The organism is Arthrobacter bussei, from assembly GCF_009377195.2.
Classification (GTDB): domain Bacteria; phylum Actinomycetota; class Actinomycetes; order Actinomycetales; family Micrococcaceae; genus Arthrobacter_D; species Arthrobacter_D bussei.
Map to the genome: position 1 here is coordinate 453,751 of NZ_VJXX01000001.1, position 20,668 is coordinate 474,418.

The 20,668-nt window shown below is 68.6% G+C and carries 14 protein-coding genes; 6 read left to right on the forward strand and 8 right to left on the reverse strand.

Annotated features, from left to right (window positions below; all coding sequences use genetic code 11):
* Window positions 1–23 precede the first annotated feature (23 nt).
* Both FNH21_RS17245 and FNH21_RS17250 read left to right on the forward strand, forming a co-directional pair.
* Entirely contained in the window at window positions 24–1,865 is a 1,842-nt protein-coding gene (locus tag FNH21_RS17245) for an FHA domain-containing protein (protein ID WP_152811971.1), read from the forward strand.
* Window positions 1,866–1,867: 2 nt separating this feature from the next.
* A complete protein-coding gene (locus FNH21_RS17250; protein ID WP_152811973.1) occupies window positions 1,868–4,471 on the forward strand; it encodes an FtsK/SpoIIIE domain-containing protein in 2,604 nt (867 codons plus the stop codon).
* On the opposite strand, the gene FNH21_RS02145 is transcribed toward FNH21_RS17250, so the two are convergent.
* Window positions 4,434–4,856: a hypothetical protein gene (locus tag FNH21_RS02145; RefSeq protein ID WP_152811975.1), complete on the reverse strand. Its 423-nt coding sequence runs from the start codon at window positions 4,854–4,856 to the stop codon at window positions 4,434–4,436. The genes FNH21_RS17250 and FNH21_RS02145 overlap by 38 nt on opposite strands.
* Before the next feature lie 241 nt (window positions 4,857–5,097).
* Here FNH21_RS02145 and FNH21_RS02150 point away from each other — a divergent pair, with 241 nt between their 5' ends.
* Window positions 5,098–5,346: a WhiB family transcriptional regulator gene (locus FNH21_RS02150; RefSeq protein ID WP_055769355.1), complete on the forward strand. Its 249-nt coding sequence runs from the start codon at window positions 5,098–5,100 to the stop codon at window positions 5,344–5,346.
* A 91-nt stretch (window positions 5,347–5,437) separates the two neighbouring features.
* Here the strand turns inward: FNH21_RS02150 and FNH21_RS02155 are convergent, their stop codons facing one another.
* The 4 genes from FNH21_RS02155 to FNH21_RS02170 all read right to left on the reverse strand — a co-directional run bounded on the left by FNH21_RS02155 (window position 5,438) and on the right by FNH21_RS02170 (window position 13,913).
* A complete protein-coding gene (locus FNH21_RS02155) occupies window positions 5,438–6,916 on the reverse strand; it encodes a sensor histidine kinase (protein ID WP_152811977.1) in 1,479 nt (492 codons plus the stop codon).
* A gap of 135 nt (window positions 6,917–7,051) precedes the next feature.
* Window positions 7,052–11,881, reverse strand: coding sequence for an NAD-glutamate dehydrogenase (locus FNH21_RS02160; protein ID WP_152811979.1), 4,830 nt, complete (start codon window positions 11,879–11,881; stop codon window positions 7,052–7,054).
* Window positions 11,882–11,928: 47 nt separating this feature from the next.
* The gene (locus FNH21_RS02165) at window positions 11,929–13,260 is read right to left on the reverse strand and encodes a nucleotide-binding protein (protein ID WP_191931528.1); all 1,332 of its coding nucleotides are present in this window, start codon (window positions 13,258–13,260) and stop codon (window positions 11,929–11,931) included.
* Window positions 13,257–13,913: a CpaB family protein gene (locus tag FNH21_RS02170; protein ID WP_338403119.1), complete on the reverse strand. Its 657-nt coding sequence runs from the start codon at window positions 13,911–13,913 to the stop codon at window positions 13,257–13,259. Before FNH21_RS02170 ends, FNH21_RS02165 begins: the two co-directional genes overlap by 4 nt.
* A gap of 184 nt (window positions 13,914–14,097) precedes the next feature.
* Between FNH21_RS02170 and FNH21_RS16995 the strand changes: the two genes are divergently transcribed.
* Window positions 14,098–14,325, forward strand: a complete 228-nt coding sequence (locus FNH21_RS16995) for a helix-turn-helix domain-containing protein (RefSeq protein WP_338403120.1) — start codon at window positions 14,098–14,100, stop codon at window positions 14,323–14,325.
* Window positions 14,326–14,375: 50 nt separating this feature from the next.
* On the opposite strand, the gene FNH21_RS02180 is transcribed toward FNH21_RS16995, so the two are convergent.
* Window positions 14,376–14,930: a hypothetical protein gene (locus FNH21_RS02180; RefSeq protein WP_152811982.1), complete on the reverse strand. Its 555-nt coding sequence runs from the start codon at window positions 14,928–14,930 to the stop codon at window positions 14,376–14,378.
* Window positions 14,931–15,044: 114 nt separating this feature from the next.
* On the opposite strand from FNH21_RS02180, the gene FNH21_RS02185 reads away from it, so the two are divergent.
* On the forward strand, window positions 15,045–15,848 hold the full coding sequence (locus FNH21_RS02185; protein WP_206687019.1) for a LysM peptidoglycan-binding domain-containing protein: 804 nt from the start codon (window positions 15,045–15,047) through the stop codon (window positions 15,846–15,848).
* 151 nt (window positions 15,849–15,999) lie between these two features.
* Window positions 16,000–16,599 carry an Rv3235 family protein gene (locus FNH21_RS02190; RefSeq protein WP_152811986.1) on the forward strand — a complete coding sequence of 200 codons (600 nt, stop codon included), beginning with the start codon at window positions 16,000–16,002 and terminating at the stop codon, window positions 16,597–16,599.
* Here the strand turns inward: FNH21_RS02190 and secA are convergent, their stop codons facing one another.
* Together secA and FNH21_RS02200 are read right to left on the reverse strand one after the other, a co-directional pair.
* The gene (gene secA, locus FNH21_RS02195) at window positions 16,600–19,320 is read right to left on the reverse strand and encodes a preprotein translocase subunit SecA (protein ID WP_191931529.1); all 2,721 of its coding nucleotides are present in this window, start codon (window positions 19,318–19,320) and stop codon (window positions 16,600–16,602) included. It lies immediately after the preceding gene.
* A 123-nt stretch (window positions 19,321–19,443) separates the two neighbouring features.
* Window positions 19,444–20,658 carry a winged helix-turn-helix domain-containing protein gene (locus FNH21_RS02200; protein WP_152811988.1) on the reverse strand — a complete coding sequence of 405 codons (1,215 nt, stop codon included), beginning with the start codon at window positions 20,656–20,658 and terminating at the stop codon, window positions 19,444–19,446.
* Between the last annotated feature and the right edge of the window lie 10 nt (window positions 20,659–20,668).

Here is a 20,668-nt window from a genome sequence, read left to right on the forward strand (position 1 = left end):
ACCTGACGGCGACGGGAGGCATTGTGGATCTGCACGTCACGCTGGTGGCCGCACCACCCCACGATTTCGAGACGGAGGACATCGTCGTCGACACCGCACGCCTTCCTACAGGATCAGCCCTTGCCGGGCGACTGCTCGAAGCGGGCTATCCCGGGCCACTCAGTGTCGGCGGCAGACCCCTGGACTCCCTGAACCTGGCGCCGCCGGAGGGGGTTCCACCCGGTTCCGTGATCGTCGCCGGGCAGTCACCCGATAGGAGCACCGCGACCCTCCCCCCTCTGGCGTTCGTGGTGCACTCGGGCCCCGACGCGGGTCAGGTCTTCCCCCTGGTCCGGGGCAGCTACACGATCGGGCGCGCCCGGGCAGCGATCACCCTGTCGGATCCAGGACTGTCCAGGAACCATGCACTGCTCACGATCGGGCAGCACTCCATCGTCATCGAGGACCTGGGGTCGGCCAACGGTACGTTGGTGGACGGACGCGCCGTGACGAAGGCGGTGATCGATGTCTCGTCGGAACTCCGTTTCGGGTCGAGCCGCTGCAGCATCGACATCGTGGATGGAAAGGGCTGGACGCCGTCGATGGACCCATGCGTCCTCGATCCCCTGCCCGTCGGTCATCGGGTACCGAAACGGCCGTCGAAGGTCCTCGTACTCACCGCGCTGCTTCCACTGGTGCTGGGCGTGGTGTTGGCCCTGACCACGGGCATGTGGTTCTTCCTCGCCTTCAGTGCGCTGTCCGCGGTCACGGGGCTCGTGCCGCTTGCTGCGTATCGCCGGAGCGCCGCCCATTTCGCTTCCGCTCTCCAGGAAGCGGCTGATCGCGACCGACGGCGCCGTGTCGTGGCAGTCCCCGACCCCGGGCGATCGGCCCTGGACGCGCTGCGGCCGGCGCGCAGCGCGATGTCGACATCACCGACGAAGCAGCGGACATCCGCCGTCGTCCTCCTACGCCTCGGGACAGCGCATCAGCGTGCCCACGTCTCGTCGGATGCGTCCGACGCTCTCTTGGTCCCGCCCATGCTCCACGACGTGCCCTTTCTCCTGCCGTGCGGCCGAGAGGACGGAGGAACAACGAGTTTCACCGTCACCGGTGACGCAGAGGCGGTCCGCGGCTTGCGGCGAGCACTGCTGCTCCAGACGGCGCATCCACGGGCGGGCCAACCGGTGACGGTGATCTGGGCTGCTCCGCTGGAATTGGCGCGGCACGCCCGGTTCCTCCCGCATGTCGTCTTGACCCGCGATCCTGCCGCCCTCGCCGATCTCACCCGTAAGCCGGGCCTGCTCGTCGTGCTTCACGAGGCCGAGGACGTCCCGGTCACTTCCGGTGCAGCGACAGTCGTGATCCTCCGCTTCCTCGCGAACCCTCGCAGTGCCCGCCCCGGCGCTGTCGCCGATGTCGCCGCCGGCGATCGATGCGTCCTGCTGAGCGCAGATGACGGCATCGTCCAGCTCGAGGGTGAGCAGGTGAAGATCATCCCGGACGGGGTGTCGGAGAATAGCTTCGAACGGGCGGCACGGGCTCTGGCGCGCTCGGTCACCGCTGATCGGCGGGCCGGAGGCGGCGCCCAGGCGGAACCCGGGGCTCAGCTCGGTGCTCCACCGGCGTCGGCATCGCTGTGGTCGGACGTGCTGAATCCGCTGTCCGTCCGCAAGAACGTAGCCGATCAATGGCGGGTGTCCGATCCGGAACATCCGACGGCGCGCCTTGGTCGATCGTCCTCCGGTCCGCTTCTGCTCGACCTCGTCAGGGACGGACCGCATCTGCTGGTGGCCGGTACCACCGGCTCGGGAAAGTCGGAGCTCCTCCGCACCCTGGTGCTCGGACTGGCCCTGCACCAGCCACCCGAGCACCTGAGCACCTGAGCATGCTCCTGATCGACTACAAGGGCGGTTCAGGGCTCGGGGCGCTCGCCGCTCTGCCGCACTGCGTCGGGAGCATGACGGACCTGTCCTCCGAGTCCACGGCCCGCGCGCTCACGTCGATGCGCGCAGAACTGCGGCGGCGGGAGGCTCTGTGTGCCGACCAGGGCGTGCACGACCTGGACGCGCTCCGGCGAGAGTCTCCCGTGACGTGTCCGCCGAGACTGGTCGTCGTCATCGACGAGTTCCGCATGCTCAGCGACGACGTCCCGACGGCGGTCGCGGATCTCATGAAGATCGCGGCGCTCGGACGATCGCTCGGGGTGCATCTGGTCCTCGCCACGCAGCGCGTTCAGGGCGCGATCACGCCCGACCTGCGCACGAACATCACGTCATCGATCCTGCTGCGCGTCCAGACCGCGATGGAATCACAGGATCTTCTCGGCTCCGGTGCTGCGGCGGAGATCTCCGTCGATCTTCCGGGCCGAGCATTCCTCCGGCGCGGTGCGGAAGAGCCACTCTCCTTCCAGGTGGCATCGTCGTCCACGCTTCCGCGGAGTGCCGACTCACCCGGCTGGCAGTTCCTGACCGACTTTCTCGGCGAACGGGACGTGCGGCAGCCCGACCGGCGACGGAATCATGCCGCCCCCGGGCCGCGAGGAAGGACGTCCGATCGATTGGATCCGTCCCACGTTGCGTTCACCCTCACTGGACAAGACATCGGCCGAGCTCCGGGCCACGCGGATGGCGATGCACGGGGCCGGGCGACGAATCAGGGACTGGACCACGGAAAAAACCACGGAACGGACCACGGACGGGACCAGAGACCGGACCCTCGGCCCGAGACTGCGCAGAAGGACGGCCCTGCATCGTCGGTCGCGAAGCCGTCACTTGCGTCCGAGTCGGTCCTCACGGATGCCGTCAGGGCCGTCGTCGACGCGGCAGGCGGTCCGGGCCGGCGTCGACCGCCCGGGCCCGTGCTGCCGCCCCTCCTGGCCTTCCTGACGCCGGACCTCTGCCGAACCTATCCTCCGGCCGACGATTGGAACGGGACGGCGTACGCCTCGGAGCGTGGCCAGGACCAGTGCGAGGACCAGTGCAAGAACCAGTGCAAAGGCGAGTGCAAGGACCACGGCAAGGACCACGATGCGGCCATGCACTTCGGGGGCGCCCGCGGCGGGCAGGTCGCGCTCGGCCTGATCGACCTGCCGGAACGCCAGGAACAGCGCGCCCTCCTGTGGAGACCCGAGAACCACTCGCACCTTGCGCTGATCGGACTGCCCGCAAGCGGCCTGGAGGACGCAGTCGCCGCAGTCGTCGTCGGACTCCCCCAGGTCGACCACGAGGTCCATCTGTACCTGCTGGACGGCGACGGTTCCCTCGCAGGCCACACGGACAGTGACCACACCGGGGCCTACGTCGGGGCAGCGGAACCCGCCCGGGCGGCCCGCGTCCTCGAACGGCTCGCCGCACTCACGGCGGACGCCCCCCGGCCCCGCTCCCCGATCGTCCTGGCCGTCACCGGCTGGGGCCGCTGGAGCACCCAGTTCCGCCAGGGACGTCTCGCGCGCGCGGAGGATGACCTCCAGGCCCTCGTGCGCGACGGAGCGGCCTGCGGCGTCTCCGTCCTGATCAGCGGGGACCGCGAACTCACGACGGCGCGATTCTTCGCGCTCGTGCCGAACCGCGTCTATCTCCCGCTGGGCGCGCACCAGGAGACGACGATGACGTGGCCGAGGATCCCGCCGATCGACGCCTACAGGGGACGGGGGCTCGTGCAGGGCCGGATCGCCGGGACGACGGGAGACGCCGTGTGCCAGCTGGTGCTGGCAGCCGAGATCCCGCAGGAGCGGCCGCCGGCTCCCACCCGGGCACCGTTCCCCGTCCACGCCCTCCCGAAGGCGGTCACCCTCGAGGAGCTCCACGAAGCGACGCTCGCCATCGAGGCTACCGACCCGACCGGCACCGCGCTGGCCCTCGGCCTGCACGGCGACGATCTCCGGCCGTACCTGCTCCAAATGCGGAGCGCGGAGGTCGTCCTCGTCCTCGGACATGCCGCCTCCGGACGCTCCAACGCGCTCCGGGTCCTCGAGGCATCATCGAGGCTCCTGCAGGCACAGCTCCAGGTGCTCACACCGCGACCGGGAGGGACGGCGGGTGGCGCAGCCGCCTACTGGCGCAGCGTGGCAGGGACCAGCGGCTCGAGCTGCGAGGGATTCCTCCTTCTCGTCGACGACGCCGACCAGCTGCCGGCCGACGTGCAGCAGGCACTCTCCTCGCTCGTCACCCGGGGAGCCGCCGCCGTGCTGACTGCCGCTCCGAGCCCGTCCCTGATGGCCCGGGTCCCCCTGTCGCTGCCCGCCCGCGCATCGGGGCGGGGCATCGTCCTGTCGCCGCGGAATTCCTCGGACGGCGACTTCCTCGGGGTTCGTATCGAGTCGAGTGACTTGTCGGTCCCCGGTCGCGCGTTGGCCTGCGGCCCCTCCGGCGTGCAGGAGCTGCAGATCGCCCACGCCCCTGGACCCTCGGGGCCCGACGCACGAATCGCCGTCACTGGTGGAGGGCCGGTCCCTACAGCGTTCGTTCGGGGGTCGTCGTTCGGACGGTGAAATCCAGCACGCGGCGGGAGAACAGCAGCACGATCACGACGGCGGCGGGCACCATGAGCAGGAATCCTACACGTGGACTCCCCGAGGAGAAGTAGGGGAAGGAGAGGATCACCAGGAAGAGCTGCACGACGAGCGCCGGCGACCGCGACCACCGGAAACCCGCCGTGAGCCTGACGGCGAGAACGGAGAGGCCACCCGCCACCATCAGCAGCAGCACGGCCATGAAGACCGACGCGCCGACGGAGAGGGGGGCTGCTGTGAAGATCGTCAGGATCGAGGCGACGGCCAGGACCCCGAGTGCGACGCTTTCGAGCGCGAGGATCCCGGCGATGACGAGGACGCCCCCTGGCCTCGCGGGCTGCTGGACTGCGGGATCGGTGGACATCCTCGCACCATACCCGACCGGCGCAGGCGCACCCCGAACCGGCGATGACGGCCGTGCTGTGACATACCCCTCACCCGCACCATCAATTAGAGCTGTAAAACCCTTGTTTACCGATTGGTAACGTGACAGCCTTAAAAGCAGAGCAAATCAGGGGGCCGATGTCGGCCCCTTTACTATGAGCCCCCTCGTGAATATTTTCACAAGACGCACGTGTGCGAGGCTGAAGGAGAATGTGATCATCATGGATTGGCGTAGTCGCGCAGCCTGTCTGGACAAGGACCCGGAGCTGTTCTTCCCGGTCGGCAACACCGGACCGGCGCTTCTTCAGATCGAAGAGGCGAAGAGCGTCTGCCGCCGCTGCCAGGTGCAGGACACCTGCCTGCAGTGGGCCATCGAATCCGGGCAGGATGCCGGAGTGTGGGGCGGATTGAGCGAGGACGAGCGCCGGGCGCTGAAGCGCCGGGCGGCTCGGGCACGGCGCGCGTCCTGACGGACGCGATGCACCCGGAGCTCCGGGCACCGACCCGGTGAAGAAGGGCCGCCCGATGGGCGGCCCTTCTTCGTTCCGGCGATGATCCGCTTCACATACCCTGGTTGAGCCGGAGCCCCAGTTCGAGGGTGACGGATGTCCCCCCGCCCGGTCGCGTGCTCCACTCGATCGTACCGCCGAGCTCGCTCGTGACGAGGGTCCGGACGATCTGCAGGCCGAGCCCTTCGGCGTGACCACCCGCCGGCAGCCCGACGCCGTCGTCCGCGATGGTCACCCTGAGCGTGTCCTCGCCGTCGGCTTCGGTCTGCCGGTCCGCCATCAGCCACACCGTCCCGGCTCGTCCGGACAGACCGTGCTCCACCGCGTTGGTGACGAGTTCGTTGATCACAAGGGCGAGCGGGGTCGCCAGGTCGCTCGGCAATTCCCCGAAGTCGCCGCTCCTCTCCGTGCGGACCGCCTGCGACGGTGAGGCGACCTCGGCGGAGAGGCGGAACTGGCGCGAGATGAGTTCGTCGAAGTCCACGCTCTGCGCCAGCCCTTGGGACAGGGTTTCGTGCACGAGCGCGATGGTCGACACCCGCCGCATCGCCTGCTCGAGACCGAGCTTCCCCTCCTCACTCACCATCCTCCTCGACTGCATCCGCAGCAGGGCCGCCACGGTCTGGAGATTGTTCTTCACCCGGTGGTGGATTTCACGGATGGTCGCGTCCTTGGAGACGAGCTCCATCTCCCTGCGCCTCAGCTCGGAGACGTCCCTGCAGAGCACGAGAGCACCGAACCGCTCCTTCTCGTCCCGCAGGGGGATGGCGCGGAGCGAGAGACTGACTCCTCGGGACCCGATCTCGGTGCGCCAGGGCATGCGCCCGGTGACGACAAGCGGCAGTGTCTCGTCCACCATCCGCCGGTCCTTGAGCAGCGCCGTCGTGATCTCCGCCAACGGGCGGCCCTCCAGCGTCTCGACGTCGCCGAGCCGACGGAACGCGGAGACACCGTTCGGGCTGGCGTACTGCACGATGCCGTCGACGTCGAGCCGGATGAGGCCGTCGCCGACCCGGGGGGCGCCCCGTCGCGATCCGGTCGGGGTGGCGAAATCGGGCCAGAGTCCGAGCGTCCCCATGCGGAGCAGGTCGTACGCGCACTGGCGGTACGTCAGCTCGAGCCGCGACGGCATGCGCGAACTCGAGAGATCCATGTGCGTCGTCACGACGGCGAGGGTACGGCCGTTGCGCACCATCGGCACGGCCTCCACGCGCATTGCCATCTCGGTGGTCCAGTTCGTCTCGCCGGACCGCTCGATCTTCTGCGATTCCCACGCGACGTCGACGAGCGGCTGGAGATCCGCACGGATCCTCTCACCGACGAAGTCGCTGTGGAAGACCGTGTGCGACGTCGAGGGCCGGGCGTGGGCAAGAGCGACATAGCCGCCGCCGTCGAGCGGGAACCAGAGGGCGAGGTCGGCGAAGGCGAGGTCCGCGACCATCTGCCAGTCCCCCACCAACAGGTGCAGCCATTCGGCGTCGCCGGGCTCGAATCCCGCGTGTTCGCGGATCGGGTCAGTGAAAATGGCCATGGAGTCCTCTGTCGTTCGGCGTAGCGGTCCGGGTCAGGCTGCGCCGCCCGACTGCTCCGACCGTTGCTCGCACGGCCGGGTCTTCAGTCTGTCACCCCCGGTCGGCTGCTGCCGACCGGGAGTGAGGCCCTCCCGCTACCGGACGATGGACCGCAGGAGTCGAAGCGCGACGGACAGGGACGAGATGTCGTCCTGCTCCAGCAGGTTGACCTCCGCGAACATGTTGCTCGCCCGCTGCAACTGGTCGGCGTTCTGCTCCTGCCAGGCCTGCAGCCGGTCGGCCGCGTCACGCTGGCGCATGTCCTGCGAGGCGCGCATGACGGCGACGGCGATGTCCGCGACGGTCGAATAGAGATCGTCGCGGAGGGCTGCGCGGGCGAGCGCCTGCCACCGGTCGCTCCGCGGCAGCTTGGTGATCCGCTCGAGCAGGTTATCGACCTCGAACCTGTCGTACACGGCGTAGTACACCTGCGCGATGTTCTCGACCGGTTCGTCCACGCGGCGCGTGCTGTAGGCGATATCGAGAAGCGCAAACGACTCGAACTGCTCGGCCCAGTGCCGCCCGAGTTCCTCCGGCAGGTTCCATGCCGTCGCCGTCTCGACCCCGACGCGAGCCCGCTCGAGGTCGCAACCACGCAGGTAGCCGGACAAGCGTGCCATGAACGGCGCGATGAGCGGTTTGAAGGCGTCGATGTCGGCCTGGACGGGTGTGCCCTGCTCCACGTGGTTCACGAACCAGCGGACGGCGCGGTCGAGCAGCCGGCGCAGGTCCAGGTGCACCCTGGTCCAGTGCTCCGTGGGGAAGTCCGCCGGCAGCGCGGCGAGGGCGTCGACCGTCTCGTCGAAGGAGTAGATCTCGCGTAGCGCCACGAAGGCCCGGGCAATCACCGGCTCCGGCACCGATGTCTCCTCCATCACCCGGAAAGCGAAGGTGATACCGCCCAGGTTGATGATGTCGTTGGCGACGACGGTCGAGATGATCTGGCGGCGCAGCGGGTGGGTGTCCAGCAGGTCGTCGAAGCGCTCGACGAGCTGGCGGGGGAAGTAGCGCCTCAGCGTCTCACTGAAATAGGGATCGTCGGCCAGGGTGCCGGCCGACAGCACCTTCGTGAGCTCGATCTTCGCGTAGGCCGCCAGCACGCTGAGTTCGGGAGAGGTGAGTCCCTGACCGGCGTCGATACGTCGCCGCAGCACCGCGGTCGTCGGGAGCGCCTCCAGGTCGCGGTCGAGATCGGCCTTCTGCTCGAGCCAGTCCATCATGCGCTCGTAGCTCGGGCTCCATTCGATGACCCGCTGGCGGTCGTTGAGCAGGAGCACGTTCTGGTCGATGTTGTCCTGCAGCACCAGGCGCGCGACCTCGTCGGTCATGGAATGCAGGAAGTCGGCCCGTTCCTCGGGCTGCAGACGACCCGCGCGCACCATCCGGTCGACGAAGATCTTGATGTTGACCTCGTGGTCGGAACAGTCGACGCCCGCACTGTTGTCGATCGCGTCGGTGTTCAGGATGACTCCGGACAGGGCGGCCTCGATCCGGCCGCGCTGGGTCATGCCCAGGTTGCCTCCCTCGCCGACCACCCGGGCACGGAGCTCGTCGCCGTTGACGCGGATGGCGTCATTGGCGCGGTCCCCGACCTCGGCGTGGGTCTCGTCCGAGGCCTTGACGTAGGTCCCGATACCACCGTTGTACAGGAGGTCGGCCGGGGCCCTCAGGATCGCCCTCAGCAGTTCGGGCGGGCTGAGCCGGGTGACGCCGTCATCGAGTCCGAGTGCCTGGCGGACCTGCGGCGACACGGGAATGGACTTCGCCTGCCGGGGGAACACACCGCCGCCTTCACTGATGAGGCTGCTGTCGTAGTCCTCCCAGCTCGACCGGGGAAGGTCGAACAGCCTCCGCCGCTCCGCGAAGGAGGCAGCGGCCTCGGGGGCGGGATCGAGGAAGATGTGCCGGTGGTCGAAGGCCGCGAGGAGCCGGATGTGCTCCGAGAGCAGCATGCCGTTGCCGAAGACGTCCCCGCTCATGTCACCGACACCGACCACGGTGAAGTCGTCCGTCTGGGTATCGACATCGAGCTCGCTGAAGTGCCGCTTGACCGACTCCCAGGCGCCGCGCGCGGTGATACCCATGGCCTTGTGGTCGTACCCCACCGATCCCCCGGAGGCGAACGCGTCACCGAGCCAGAAGTCGTACTCGGCCGACAGCTCGTTGGCGATGTCCGAGAAGGAGGCGGTCCCCTTGTCCGCCGCGACCACCAGGTAGGTGTCGTCGTCGTCGTGCCGCACGACGCGCGACGGCGGCACCACCGTCTCGGTGGTCCCGTTCGTGATCACGTTGTCCGTGATGTCGAGCAATCCCCGGATGAAGGTGCGGTAGCTCGCCTGTCCCTCCGCCAGCCAGGCCTGCCGGTCCTCGGACGGATCGGGGAGCTGCTTGGCGAAGAACCCGCCCTTGGCACCGGTCGGCACGATCACCGCGTTCTTGACGGTCTGCGCCTTGACGAGGCCGAGCACCTCCGTGCGGAAGTCCTCGCGCCGGTCGGACCAGCGCAGCCCGCCGCGCGCGACCTTGCCGAATCGGAGGTGCACACCCTCCACTTGGGGCGAGTAGACCCAGATCTCGAACTTGGGCCGCGGGAACGGTGCGCCGTCGATCCTCGCCGTGTCGAACTTGAGACTGACGTACCGCTTGTCCTGGAAGTAGTTGGTCCGCAGCGTCGCCTCGATGAGATTGGCGAAGGTCCGCAGGACCCGGTCGGCATCGAGCGTCGGAACCCCTTCGAGACCGTCATCCAGTGCGGCGCGGGCCGCTGTCGAGGCGGCGTCCCGATCACCCTGTAGGTCGGGATCGAAGCGGGCGGTGAACAGCGCGACGAGCGCGCGGGTCACCACCGGGTTCCGCAGCAGCGTGTCCGCGACGAAGCCGTAGGAGTTCGTATTGCCCATCTGGCGCATGTACTTGGCGTAGGCCCGCAGGATCACCACCTGGCGCCAGCCAAGCTCCTCGCTCAGGACGAGGCGGTCGAAGGCGTCCGACTCGCTGCTGCCGGACACCGCGGCGGAGAACGCGTCCTGGAGCAGGAGCGCCGTACCCAGGGCGGAGATGCCGGCCGGGTACTTCAGCCCGAGGTCGTACAGGAAGAACGACCGCCCGTCGGCCCGCGTGATCTCGAACGGACGCTCGTCCAGCACCTCCAGGCCGAGGTTGTGGAAGTAGGGGAGGATCTGCGTCAGGCTCTTCGCCTCGGTGAGGTAGAGCTTGAGACGCGCATCCTCGGCCCCGTCACGCTCCGGGACATACACGTGCAGCTGGGGCACTCCCGCGCCCGAGTCCGCGAGCTTCTCGAAGCGGGCGATATCCTCGAGGGCGTCCTCCACCTCATAGTCCACCCGGTAGCTGGGCGGGAACGACTCGGCCCAGGAGATCGCCAGGCTCTGCGCGGAGTCCTGGTCGAACCGCTCCTGCGCGACCTCCACGATCCCTTCCGACCAGGACCGTGCTGCCCGGACGAGCCTCTCCTCGAGCTGCGCGGCGTCGACCTCGGGGATCTCCGCGCCCCGCTGCAGCCGGATGCGGAAGAAGAGCCGGGCCAGGGCGGATTCGCTCATCCGAGCTTCGAAGTCGATCGAGTCGGCGTCCAGGGCCGCTCGCAGCTCGCCCTCGATCCGCAGCCGGACGCTGGTGGTGTAGCGGTCGCGCGGGAGGTAGACGAGCGCGGACATGAAGCGCCCGTAGACGTCCGGGCGGAGGAACAGGCGCGTGCGGCGTCGCTCCTGGAGGCGCAGGATCCCGAGCGCGGTGGTGACGAGGTCGGTCACGCCGATCTGGAAGAGCTCGTCACGCGGGTACGTCTCGAGGATCGACAGCAGGTCCTTGCCGGAGTGCGAGTCCGATGGGAACCCGCAGCGGCGCAGCACCTCCGAGACCTTGTCCCGGACCAGCGGGACATTACGTACCGAGCCCGTGTAGGCACTGGTCGCGAAGAGCCCGATGAAGCGCCGCTCGCCGCTGACATTGCCCTGGGCATCGAAGCTCTTGATGCCGATGTAGTCCAGGTAGGCGGCGCGGTGCACGGTGGAGCGCGAATTCGCCTTCGTGATGACGAGGGCGCGCCGCTCCCGGGCCTTGGCCCGCCCTGCGGCCGTGAGTTGCTGAAGGTGCCCGCCGGCACTGCCGAGGCGCAGCAGACCCAGTCCGCTGCCCTCCCGCACGCGCAGGGCATCGGCGCCGTCGTCGTCCGTGACGAGGTCGTATTCCTTGTACCCGAGGAAGGTGAAGTTCCCACTGTCGAGCCACTGCAGGAGTTCCTGCGCCTGCCGGAGGTCCGGGATGTCCGCTGTGCCCGCGATGGAGTCCAGGGAAGCTTCGATCGAGCGCACGGCGCTCCGCATGGCGGGCCAGTCCTCGACGGCGGACCGGACGTCGCCGAGTATCCGGTGCAGGCCGTCGATGATGGATTCCTTCGCTGCGCCATCGGCCAGCCGGGTGACCTCCACCGACATCCAGGACTCGATGTGGGTCGTCCGACCCTCGAGGCCGACGAGCTCGCCGATGTCGGGCAGCGCGGCTGTGTCCCCGCTCGACGCGCCGGCGGTCGACGGCACGCGTCGCAGCCCGGTGAGAGCGTGGGACCGGTCCTCCCGCACGGCGAGGAAGGTGGGGTGCACCACGAGATGGATCGCCGCGTTCTGCCGGACGAGTTCCGCGGTGACCGAATCGACGAGGAAGGGCATGTCGTCGGTGACGATCAGGACGACGCTGGAGGTGCCCTGGTCCATGATGCCGATCGCCGCGGCCCCGGGCTCGCGCGTCTCGGCGAGATCACGGTGCGCGAGAGCCCGCTGGCGGAGATCGCTCGGCGCGTAACCGGCGGCGTCCTCGTCCGCGAGGTGCTCGAAGTAATGCTCTACGAATTCCTCCCCTGACGTGTCCGAGCTTGACTGATCCGTTGTTCTGGATCCAGACGACATGGAAAGGGCCTCCGTAACGAAATGAAAGGCCGCTCCATTGCGACCTCTTACCGTTGAACCCTATCGGGGTTGCCTTGAAACTTCACGTCGCGCCGGCGGAACACACGCCCGCCGCGGCGCCGCCCCTCGGCGGCCGGGACACCGGCGAGTCCTGCGATGGCGAGGCGCAACGGCGATGCCGGTGACGTCTCGAGCAGTGCCGTGCCGGCGAGCAGTGCCTGGTCCGCAGCGGAGGCATCCGCAGGCAGGAAGGCCTCGACGGCCGAGGCCGGACCGAAGCGCTCCCAGGCCTCCCTCAGCTGCGTCTCCGGCCCACGGCCCACGGCAGCGGCACGGACCCGGTTGAAGACGATGCGCGGTACGGCCGTCGGGACCATGTCGGCGAGTTCGGAGAGTGCCTTGACCATGCGGGGCACACCGATGGCGTCCGCCGATCCCACCGCTATCACCGTGTCCGCCACCTCGAGGCAGCGCAGCGCTGCACCGTTGCGGCGAGGCGCGAGAGTATCGAAGCTCAGCTCCTCGTCCGCCTCGAGGCAGAATCCACAATCGACCACGGTGACCTCCGCCAGGGCGCGCGCTGCCGAGAACACCTGGCTGAGCGCGGCGGGACGCAGCTCGGGCCAGCGATCCGGCCTCGTGATGCCGGTCAGGACCCGCAGCCGCCCACCCTTGATGGCGACACTGATCGAGATCCGCCCGAGGGCGGTTCCGCTGAAGCCACCTTGATCGGCGATCCGGCAGGCCTGCGCGAGGCCGGCGGACTCGTCGAGGAGCCCGAGAGACGCGCCGATGCTCGCGCCGTACGAATCGGCGTCGACGAGGAGGACGGAGACGCCGGCCGCTGCGAGTTCCGCCGCGATGTTGATCGCCACGGTCGTGCGGCCGGGGGCACCGGTGGGACCCCAGATCGCGATGATTCGCCCCTCCCCCGTCGGCTCGGCGATCTCGACCGCCGGAGCGACGGGATCCGCGAGGAGATTCATCGGATCCGCATACGCGTGGGACGTCCGCCGGACCGACGAGGTGGCGTCGAACCGCTCGACAGCCCTGGTCACCGCCTCGGCGAGTGCCGAGGGCGCGATCGACGACTCCACGTACTCGACCCCGTCCACCACTGGTGCATCCGGGTCCGGCGATCCGTCGTCCAGCGATACCACCACCACTCCGGAATAGGCCAGGCGGTCGACGAGGCTCGCTGTCAGGTCGGCGGCACCGTGGCCGATGACGACCGCACGCGCAAGGCCCGTCTGGCAGGCCGCGATCAGCTCCGGCAGGTCCTCGCACCGTCGGACCACCGTCACCGGGCCGCGCAGCTGTTCGAGGCCCGGTACGTAGGCGCTCGCCGTCGCACCCAGCGTGATGACCGGGATGCTCACGAACCTGCGCCCGGATCCAGCACGACGGCGATGCGGGCGTCGTTGGACAGGGCGTTGAGCAACTCGGGCATGGCGTCGTCCTCGACGAGGACCTGCACGAGGGTGGAGGAGCTCGATCCGAGGGCCGACTCGCCGACCGTCAGTTCGGCGACCTCTGCCGCTTCGAGCAGGAGTTGCGGTTCGTCATACGTATTCGTGTCGGTCCGGAGGGAGATCCAGACGTCCACCCGGTCGCCCGCGGCCGCACCTGTGGGCAAAGGATCCTCGACCGTGAGACCGACGGGCTTCCGGTCCAGCTCGTCCGCGGTCCCGAGGGCAGAGGACGGCACCAGTTCACCGCGTGCGACGAGCCTTGTCGCGACCGTCCCCTCCGCGATCCCCTCCGACACCGGCAGATAGGACCCCGCTGCATCACCGAGACGCACGGGGACCGCGACGAGGTCCTCCGCCGTCAGGGTCGCTCCGACGGGGATCTCGGTGCGCGCGGAGTAGACCTGCGTCGTCCTGTCCTGGCTCTGGAGCAGGGCGATCACCCCCGTCGTGGACGCGAGCACGAGCAGCAGCCCGACCAGGAGCCGGGGATCCTTCCAGGAGGGCTTCCTCAGTCGCTGTGCCTCGGTCGGCGACAGCGTGGTTCGCGCGTCGATGCTCACTCGGGTCTCCCCACACAGGGCGCACTCCGGACCGGACCACGCTTGGACAGCCAGTCTCGTGCACGAACGATCCGAAGGGAACCGAAGAGCGCCAAAGCGGGTCAAACTGTGGAAAATCGACACCACCGCGCCGGCGCAATGGCAGACTGTTGAGGGACGACAACCGACCAGGAAAGGCGGACCCGTGGCCGAACGACGTTTCCTCACGCTCGCGGACGTCGGCGAGGTGCTGAACATCAGTTCCTCCCAGACCTATGCGCTCGTCCGCTCGGGCGAGCTTCCCGCGATCCAGGTCGGCGGCCGCGGCCAGTGGCGGGTGGAGACGCGCATCCTCGAGGAGTACATCGCGAAGGCCTACGAGAAGACCGCCTCGGCGCTCAGGGCCGAGAGCGGAGCACCGCAGGCCCTCTGAGGCCGGGGAGTCTCCCGGGGAACACGACCGTCCAGGTCTCCCGGAACCGCTCATGCCCCCGAGTGGGCCGCGTCGACCGTGTCGATCGAGGCGAAGGGGATGGTCAGGATCTCCCTGCCCTGCGACGGCCTGCGATCCTCACCTGACAGTCCCAGTTCGAGGAAATCCGCGCCAGCGCGTTCGATCACGCCGATGATGTGCGTGGCCGGAATCCCGATCCAGAGTGCCACGACGGATCGGTCGCGGGACAGCTCGCGTAGTACCGACCCGAGGCCGAGTCTCGCCTCGACACCCTTGAGCGGCTGACCGGCCGCCCGGTCGAGATCGCGCAGGACCTGCACCGCGGCGAACGGGACGACCACCGACCTGCCCTCGACGACCAGGGAGACCCACGCGGAGCCGACGTTGGTCACGAGCCCGGAGACCGTTCTGCCGCCCCGCGTCGAGATGGACAGGTGGCGTCCGACCTGGCCGATGAGCCGCTGGGACATCGTCACCCGAGACTGTTCCGTCCGCGTCCTGTCCCTGATCTCGCCCTCCTGATGCGCGACCGACGCGGAGTGCAGCTGGGCTTCCAGATCAGTGAACAGGGCATCCCATCGCATGCGATCACGCTAGGCCGGATCCTTGACAGCGTCAATGATGATCAAACGCGTTCCTCGGGAATGAACGTAGACAAACTGCATCAAAGCGGTTCAAACTGACAGCAGGAGGTCATGATGAGCAGAACGGACGCGGTGTCAGCAGGGTTGATCCTCGTGTGCGGGGGCATCGTGGCCCTCGCGGGACGGGCACTCGCAGCGAGATCCATCACCCAGGGGATGGCGTCCGTCGAGGGGTTCATCGGAGCGGCGATCTCGGTCATCGGCGTCGTCGCCGTCATCTGGTGGGTTCTGACGCTCCTCGTCGCCATCGCCTCCGACCTGGTCCTGCGCCGCGGTCCGTCGACGGCAGCCCGGCTGGCGCAGCGTTGCACGCCTGCTGTCATGCGACGTCTCGCCGCCGCCCTTGTCGGCATCAACCTGGTGGCCGTGCCCGCCGTCGCCCATGGCGCTCACCCGGACCCGTCATCGATGGAGCGGACGTCCGCCTCCGTCCCTCTCCAGGTCGCGCAGGCGCACCCACCGCTGATGGGAAACCTCAGGTCCCTCCCCGCGGCGGCCCCGGCATCGAAGGTCGCCGCATCCCCGTCCTGGTCACCCGTGCCCGTCGCCGGCACATCGGCGACGGGGCCGGCCGAAGAGCGGGCTGCTGTTTCGCCCGGATGGAAACCGGCACCGATGCCGACAGCGGGAGGCATGCTCGCCCCGACACCGATGCGTTCCGATCTCGACGGGGTGGCCGTGGTGGTGGTGCCCGGGGACTCTCTCTGGTCCATCGTCGAGCGTCACCTCGGCCCCCTCTCCACCGCTGCTGATGTCGCCGAGGCCTGGCCTGCGTGGTACGACACGAATCGGACCATCATCGGGGAGGATCCGTCCCTCCTCCTGCCCGGTCAGGTCCTCCGCGCGCCGCGGACCTGAGCACCGCCCACCGCCCCTGAAGAGCAGCATCACCCCGCCGTCCTTCGGCGCGCCCTTCACCGGGTGGACGCCACCCTCGTCAGGGGACCAGCGACGCCGGTCGGACTCCGCACATCACCCATCACCACGCCACGTACACGAGAGGAACATCATGTCCGCCGTCACCCAGATCCACCGAACCGCTGCTCATCAGCTCGCCGAGGTCAGCGGTGCTCCACGCCCCCTGGTGACGAGGCCCCGTGGGCCTCTGGCCTCCGGCGGCGCGACCGTCCTGCCCTTCACCCCGACGGACGGCCCCGGGAACGACGACGCCGACCGGGCTGTCGACGCGGTACGTCCCGCGCCGGCCGGTCAGGCCCTTCCGGCCCCCGTGATCGCGGACGCGGACGGGGAGACCATGCAGCGCATCTCGGGGATTGCCCGGTCCGTGGCGCAGGGCGCTCTCGAGGTCCTGAGCGGCGTCCGGCCGCTGCAGCAGATGTCACGCTGGCTCGATCCGGAGAACTACGAACGCCTGCAGCTGAGAGCGAACCTCGTCCGCTGTGTCGGTGCCGGGTCGGGAAACAGCGGCTCGCCCGCCGGAGGCAGTGTCCGCCAGGTCGTGGTGCGATCAGCACGGGTCTGCCCGATCAGCCCAGGGGTCTACGAGGCCTCAGTCGTCGCCTTCGACCGGAAACGCGTCCGCGCCGTCGCTCTTCGGATCGAGCAACGGCGCGGCGCGTGGCGGGTGACCGCCCTGGAGATCGGCTGACTACTTCTTCCGGGCCTTCTTGCCCGTGGCCTTGGCGGTGGCGGGAGCGGCCTGGGGCTTGTTCCGCTCGACGTGCATCTCCGCTTCGCCCTGCGCGTTCGGCGCCGTGAAGTTCAACGTCGCAGGCTTAGCGGGAGCTTCGAGCCCCGCCGCCTTGATGGTCGGGGCCTGGACGATGCCCCTGGCGTCGGTCACCCCGGGCAGCCCGGTCTGGGCCGGCGCGGCGACCTCGACCTCGAGGTTGAACAGGTAGCCGATGCTTTCCTCGCGGATGGACTCCATCATCGCCTGGAAGAGGATGAACCCCTCACGCTGGTACTCGACCAGCGGGTCCCTCTGGGCCATGGCACGCAGGCCGATTCCCTCCTTGAGGTAGTCCATCTCATAGAGGTGCTCCTGCCACTTCCTGCCGATGACCGACAGGACCACGCGCCGCTCGAGCTCGCGCATCGTCTGCTCACCGAGTGCTTCCTCCCGCGCCTGGTAGGCCAGCTTGGCGTCCGAGAGGATCTCGTCGTGCAGGAAATCGCGCGTGAGCTTCGACGCACCGCCCGCCTCGTCGATGACCTCGTCGGCCGTCAGCGTGATCGGGTACAGCGTCTTGAGGTTCGTCCACAGCAGCTCGTAGTCCCAGTCGTCCCCGTGGCCCTGCGCCGTGGTCTCGTCGACCATCGCCGTGATGACGTCCTCCAGGAAGAACTGAACCTTCTCCTTGAGATCGCCGCCCTCGAGGATCCGACGGCGGTCCCCGTAGATGGCTTCGCGCTGACGGTTCAGGACGTCGTCGTACTTGAGGACGTTCTTGCGCTGCTCGGCGTTGCGGCCCTCGACCTGTCCCTGCGCGTTCTCGATCGCCTTCGAGACGAGCTTGGACTCGAGGGCGACGTCATCGGGCATGGTGGCGCTGTTCATGATGCGCTCGGCACCACCGGAGTTGAAGAGACGCATGAGGTCGTCGGTCAGCGAGAGGTAGAAACGCGATCGGCCAGGATCGCCCTGGCGTCCGGACCGGCCACGAAGCTGGTTGTCGATGCGCCGTGACTCGTGGCGTTCGGTGCCGAGCACATAGAGTCCGCCGAGCTCGCGGACCTCGTCCTGCTCCGACTTCACGGCCTCCTTGGCTGCTTCCAGGGCCTCGGGCCACTTGGCCTCGTACTCCTCGGCGTTGTCCGCGGGGTCGAGCCCGAGCTTCTCGAGGGCAGCGACGGCGTTGAACTCCGCATTGCCCCCGAGCATGATGTCGGTCCCTCGACCGGCCATGTTCGTGGCGACGGTGACGGCACTCCTCCGCCCGGCCTGCGCGATGATCGCGGCTTCCCGCGCGTGGTTCTTCGCGTTGAGCACCTCGTGGCGCACCCCGGCCTTCGCCAGCTGCTTCGAGAGGTACTCGCTCTTCTCCACGCTGGTGGTGCCGACGAGCACGGGCTGGCCGGTCTCGTGGCGTTCGACGATGTCCTTGACGACGGCGTCGAACTTGGCGACCTCGTTCTTGTAAATGAGGTCCGAGAGATCCTTGCGGGCCATCTCCCTGTTCGTCGGGATGGGTACCACGCCGAGCTTGTACGTCGACATGAACTCGGCGGCCTCGGTCTCGGCCGTGCCGGTCATGCCGGAGAGCTTCTCGTAGAGGCGGAAATAGTTCTGGAGGGTCACGGTGGCGAGGGTCTGGTTCTCGGCCTTGATCTCCACGCCCTCCTTCGCCTCGATCGCCTGGTGCATGCCCTCGTTGTAGCGACGGCCAGCCAGGATGCGGCCCGTGTGCTCGTCGACGATCATGACCTCGCCGTTGAGGACCACGTAGTCCTTGTCCCGCTTGAACAGTTCCTTGGCCTTGATCGCGTTGTTGAGGAACCCGATCAGCGGGGTGTTCGCCGACTCGTACAGGTTGTGGATGCCGAGGTAGTCCTCGACCTTCTCGATGCCGTCCTCGAGAACGCCGACCGTGCGCTTCTTCTCGTCCACCTCGTAGTCGGCCTCGACGGTGAGTTTCTGCACGACCTTCGCGAACTCGTTGTACCAGCGGTTGACGTCGCCGGAGGCCTGCCCGCTGATGATCAGCGGCGTCCGCGCCTCGTCGATGAGGATCGAGTCCACCTCGTCGACGACGGCGAAGTTGTGGCCACGCTGCACCAGCTCCGCCGCACTCCACGCCATGTTGTCGCGCAGGTAGTCGAACCCGAACTCGTTGTTGGTCCCGTAGGTGATGTCCGCGGCGTACTGCTCACGGCGCGTCGCAGGGTCCTGCTTCGAGAGGATGCAGCCGCTGGTCAGGCCGAGAAAGCGGTAGACGCGACCCATGAGGTCCGACTGGTACTCGGCGAGGTAGTCGTTGACGGTGACGACATGGACGCCCTTGCCGCTCAGGGCGTTGAGGTAGGCGGGTGCCGTGGCCACGAGGGTCTTGCCCTCGCCCGTCTTCATCTCGGCGATGTTGCCGAGGTGCAGGGCGGCGCCGCCCATCAGCTGGACGTCGAAGTGGCGCAGGCCCAGCGTCCGGCTCGACGCTTCGCGGACCGCGGCGAAGGCTTCGGGCAGCAGGTCGTCGAGGGATGCGCCGTCCGCGTGGCGCTTCTTCAGCCGGTCGGTCTCGCCGCGCAGCTCCGCATCGGACATCTCGCGGAATTCGTCTTCCAGCACGTTGATCGCGTCAGCGTAGTTCCGGAGTCGCTTCAGTGTCTTCTTATCGCCGGTGCGGAGTACTCGTTCAAGAAGTGATGGCACTGGTATCTGCTCCCAATCTGATGCTGCCCAAAGATGGCGTCTCTAGTCTACGGGAGGGACGTTCCGCCCCTCCGTTCCGGTACCCGTGCGGCGCGATGCGGCGACCGGGCCTGCGTCTTCCGCTCAGGGTATCCTGCCGACCTGACCGGCGAGCGCGGGCGCGAGGTCGCCACGGTCCTCGACGACGACGTCGTCCAGCCCGAGCCAGCCCGCGAGTAGGTGCAGCTCAGCAGCGAGTTCGTGCGCGGTGTCCGCAGGCGCGTCCTTCTCGGCGTAGCTGCCGCGCACGAGCAGCGTGCGATCCGGTCGATCCGCCTTGAGGTCCACCCGCGCGGCGATGCCGTCCCGGAGGAGGAACGGGAGGACGTAGTAGCCGTGCACCCTGCGTTCCTCGGGGGTGTAGATCTCGATGCGGTAGTGGCAGGCGAACAGCCGCAGCAGCCTGTCGCGCTCGAAGACGAGGGAGTCGAAGGGACTGAGGAGGGCCCGGCCCTGCGCCTTCCTCGGGATGGCTTCGGCGGTGGGGTGCAGGTACCAGGGGTCCGCCTCCCCATGAACGGAGATGCTCCGGACCGACCCGGCCTTGACGAGCGACTCCAGGACAGTGCGGGTCTGCCGGACCGGCGTCCTGAAGTAGTCGGCGACCGAGCGGGCCGACGCCACACCGAGGGCACCGAGCGCCCGGTCCGCAAGGACCGCGAGCGCTTCCGTGGCGTCCACCTCCTGGCCGGCGAGCCGGGGATCCGGCAGCACGGCCGTGAGAGGCGCGTAGAGGCGTTCGAACTGAGCGTTGCGTCCGGCGGAGCCGATACTCCCCCGGGCGAACAGATCCTCGAGCACGCGCTTCGCGACGGTCCACCGCCAGCCCCAGCCCTCGGCCGGACGGGACGGGTCCCCGCCCACCTGTCGCTGGACGGCGGACGCCGTCAGGGGGACTCCCTGATCGAGCAGCCCGAGGATTCTCGACTCGAGAAGGGCTCGCTGCTCCGCAGGGACGCTCGACGCGCCCATCCACGTGCGCCGCTGGTGCGCCACGAGGTACGGGTACAGCTCGGGTGGCACGAGGCTCGCCTCGTGGGCCCAGTACTCGACCAGGGAGCGCGGTGCGGCGGAGGACATGGCGTCCAGGTGGGCGCGGTCGTAGGACCCGACCCGGGAGAAGAGGGGGAGGTAGTGGGATCGCACGAGGACGTTGACGGAGTCGATCTGCAGGACCTGCAGGCGGAGGGCTGCAGCGCGCAGAGCCCGGAGCGACGTCGGTGCCTCGAGCCTGGGGCGGTGCAGGCCCTGGGCGGCCAGGGCGATGCGTCGGGCCTGCGCGATGGTGAGTGTCTGCATCGTCAGGTGA

Excerpts from the sequence above, each read along its gene's own strand:
- FNH21_RS02150 (WP_055769355.1), top strand. The coding sequence starts at position 5,098 with ATGGATTGGCGTAGTCGCGCAGCCTGTCTGGACAAGGACCCGGAGCTG.
- FNH21_RS02185 (WP_206687019.1), top strand. The coding sequence starts at position 15,045 with ATGAGCAGAACGGACGCGGTGTCAGCAGGGTTGATCCTCGTGTGCGGG.
- FNH21_RS02190 (WP_152811986.1), top strand. The coding sequence starts at position 16,000 with ATGTCCGCCGTCACCCAGATCCACCGAACCGCTGCTCATCAGCTCGCC.
- FNH21_RS02160 (WP_152811979.1), bottom strand. The coding sequence starts at position 11,881 with ATGTCGTCTGGATCCAGAACAACGGATCAGTCAAGCTCGGACACGTCA.
- FNH21_RS02180 (WP_152811982.1), bottom strand. The coding sequence starts at position 14,930 with ATGCGATGGGATGCCCTGTTCACTGATCTGGAAGCCCAGCTGCACTCC.
- FNH21_RS02145 (WP_152811975.1), bottom strand. The coding sequence starts at position 4,856 with ATGTCCACCGATCCCGCAGTCCAGCAGCCCGCGAGGCCAGGGGGCGTC.
- FNH21_RS02200 (WP_152811988.1), bottom strand. The coding sequence starts at position 20,658 with ATGCAGACACTCACCATCGCGCAGGCCCGACGCATCGCCCTGGCCGCC.
- FNH21_RS02155 (WP_152811977.1), bottom strand. The coding sequence starts at position 6,916 with ATGGCCATTTTCACTGACCCGATCCGCGAACACGCGGGATTCGAGCCC.
- FNH21_RS17250 (WP_152811973.1), top strand. The coding sequence starts at position 1,868 with ATGCTCCTGATCGACTACAAGGGCGGTTCAGGGCTCGGGGCGCTCGCC.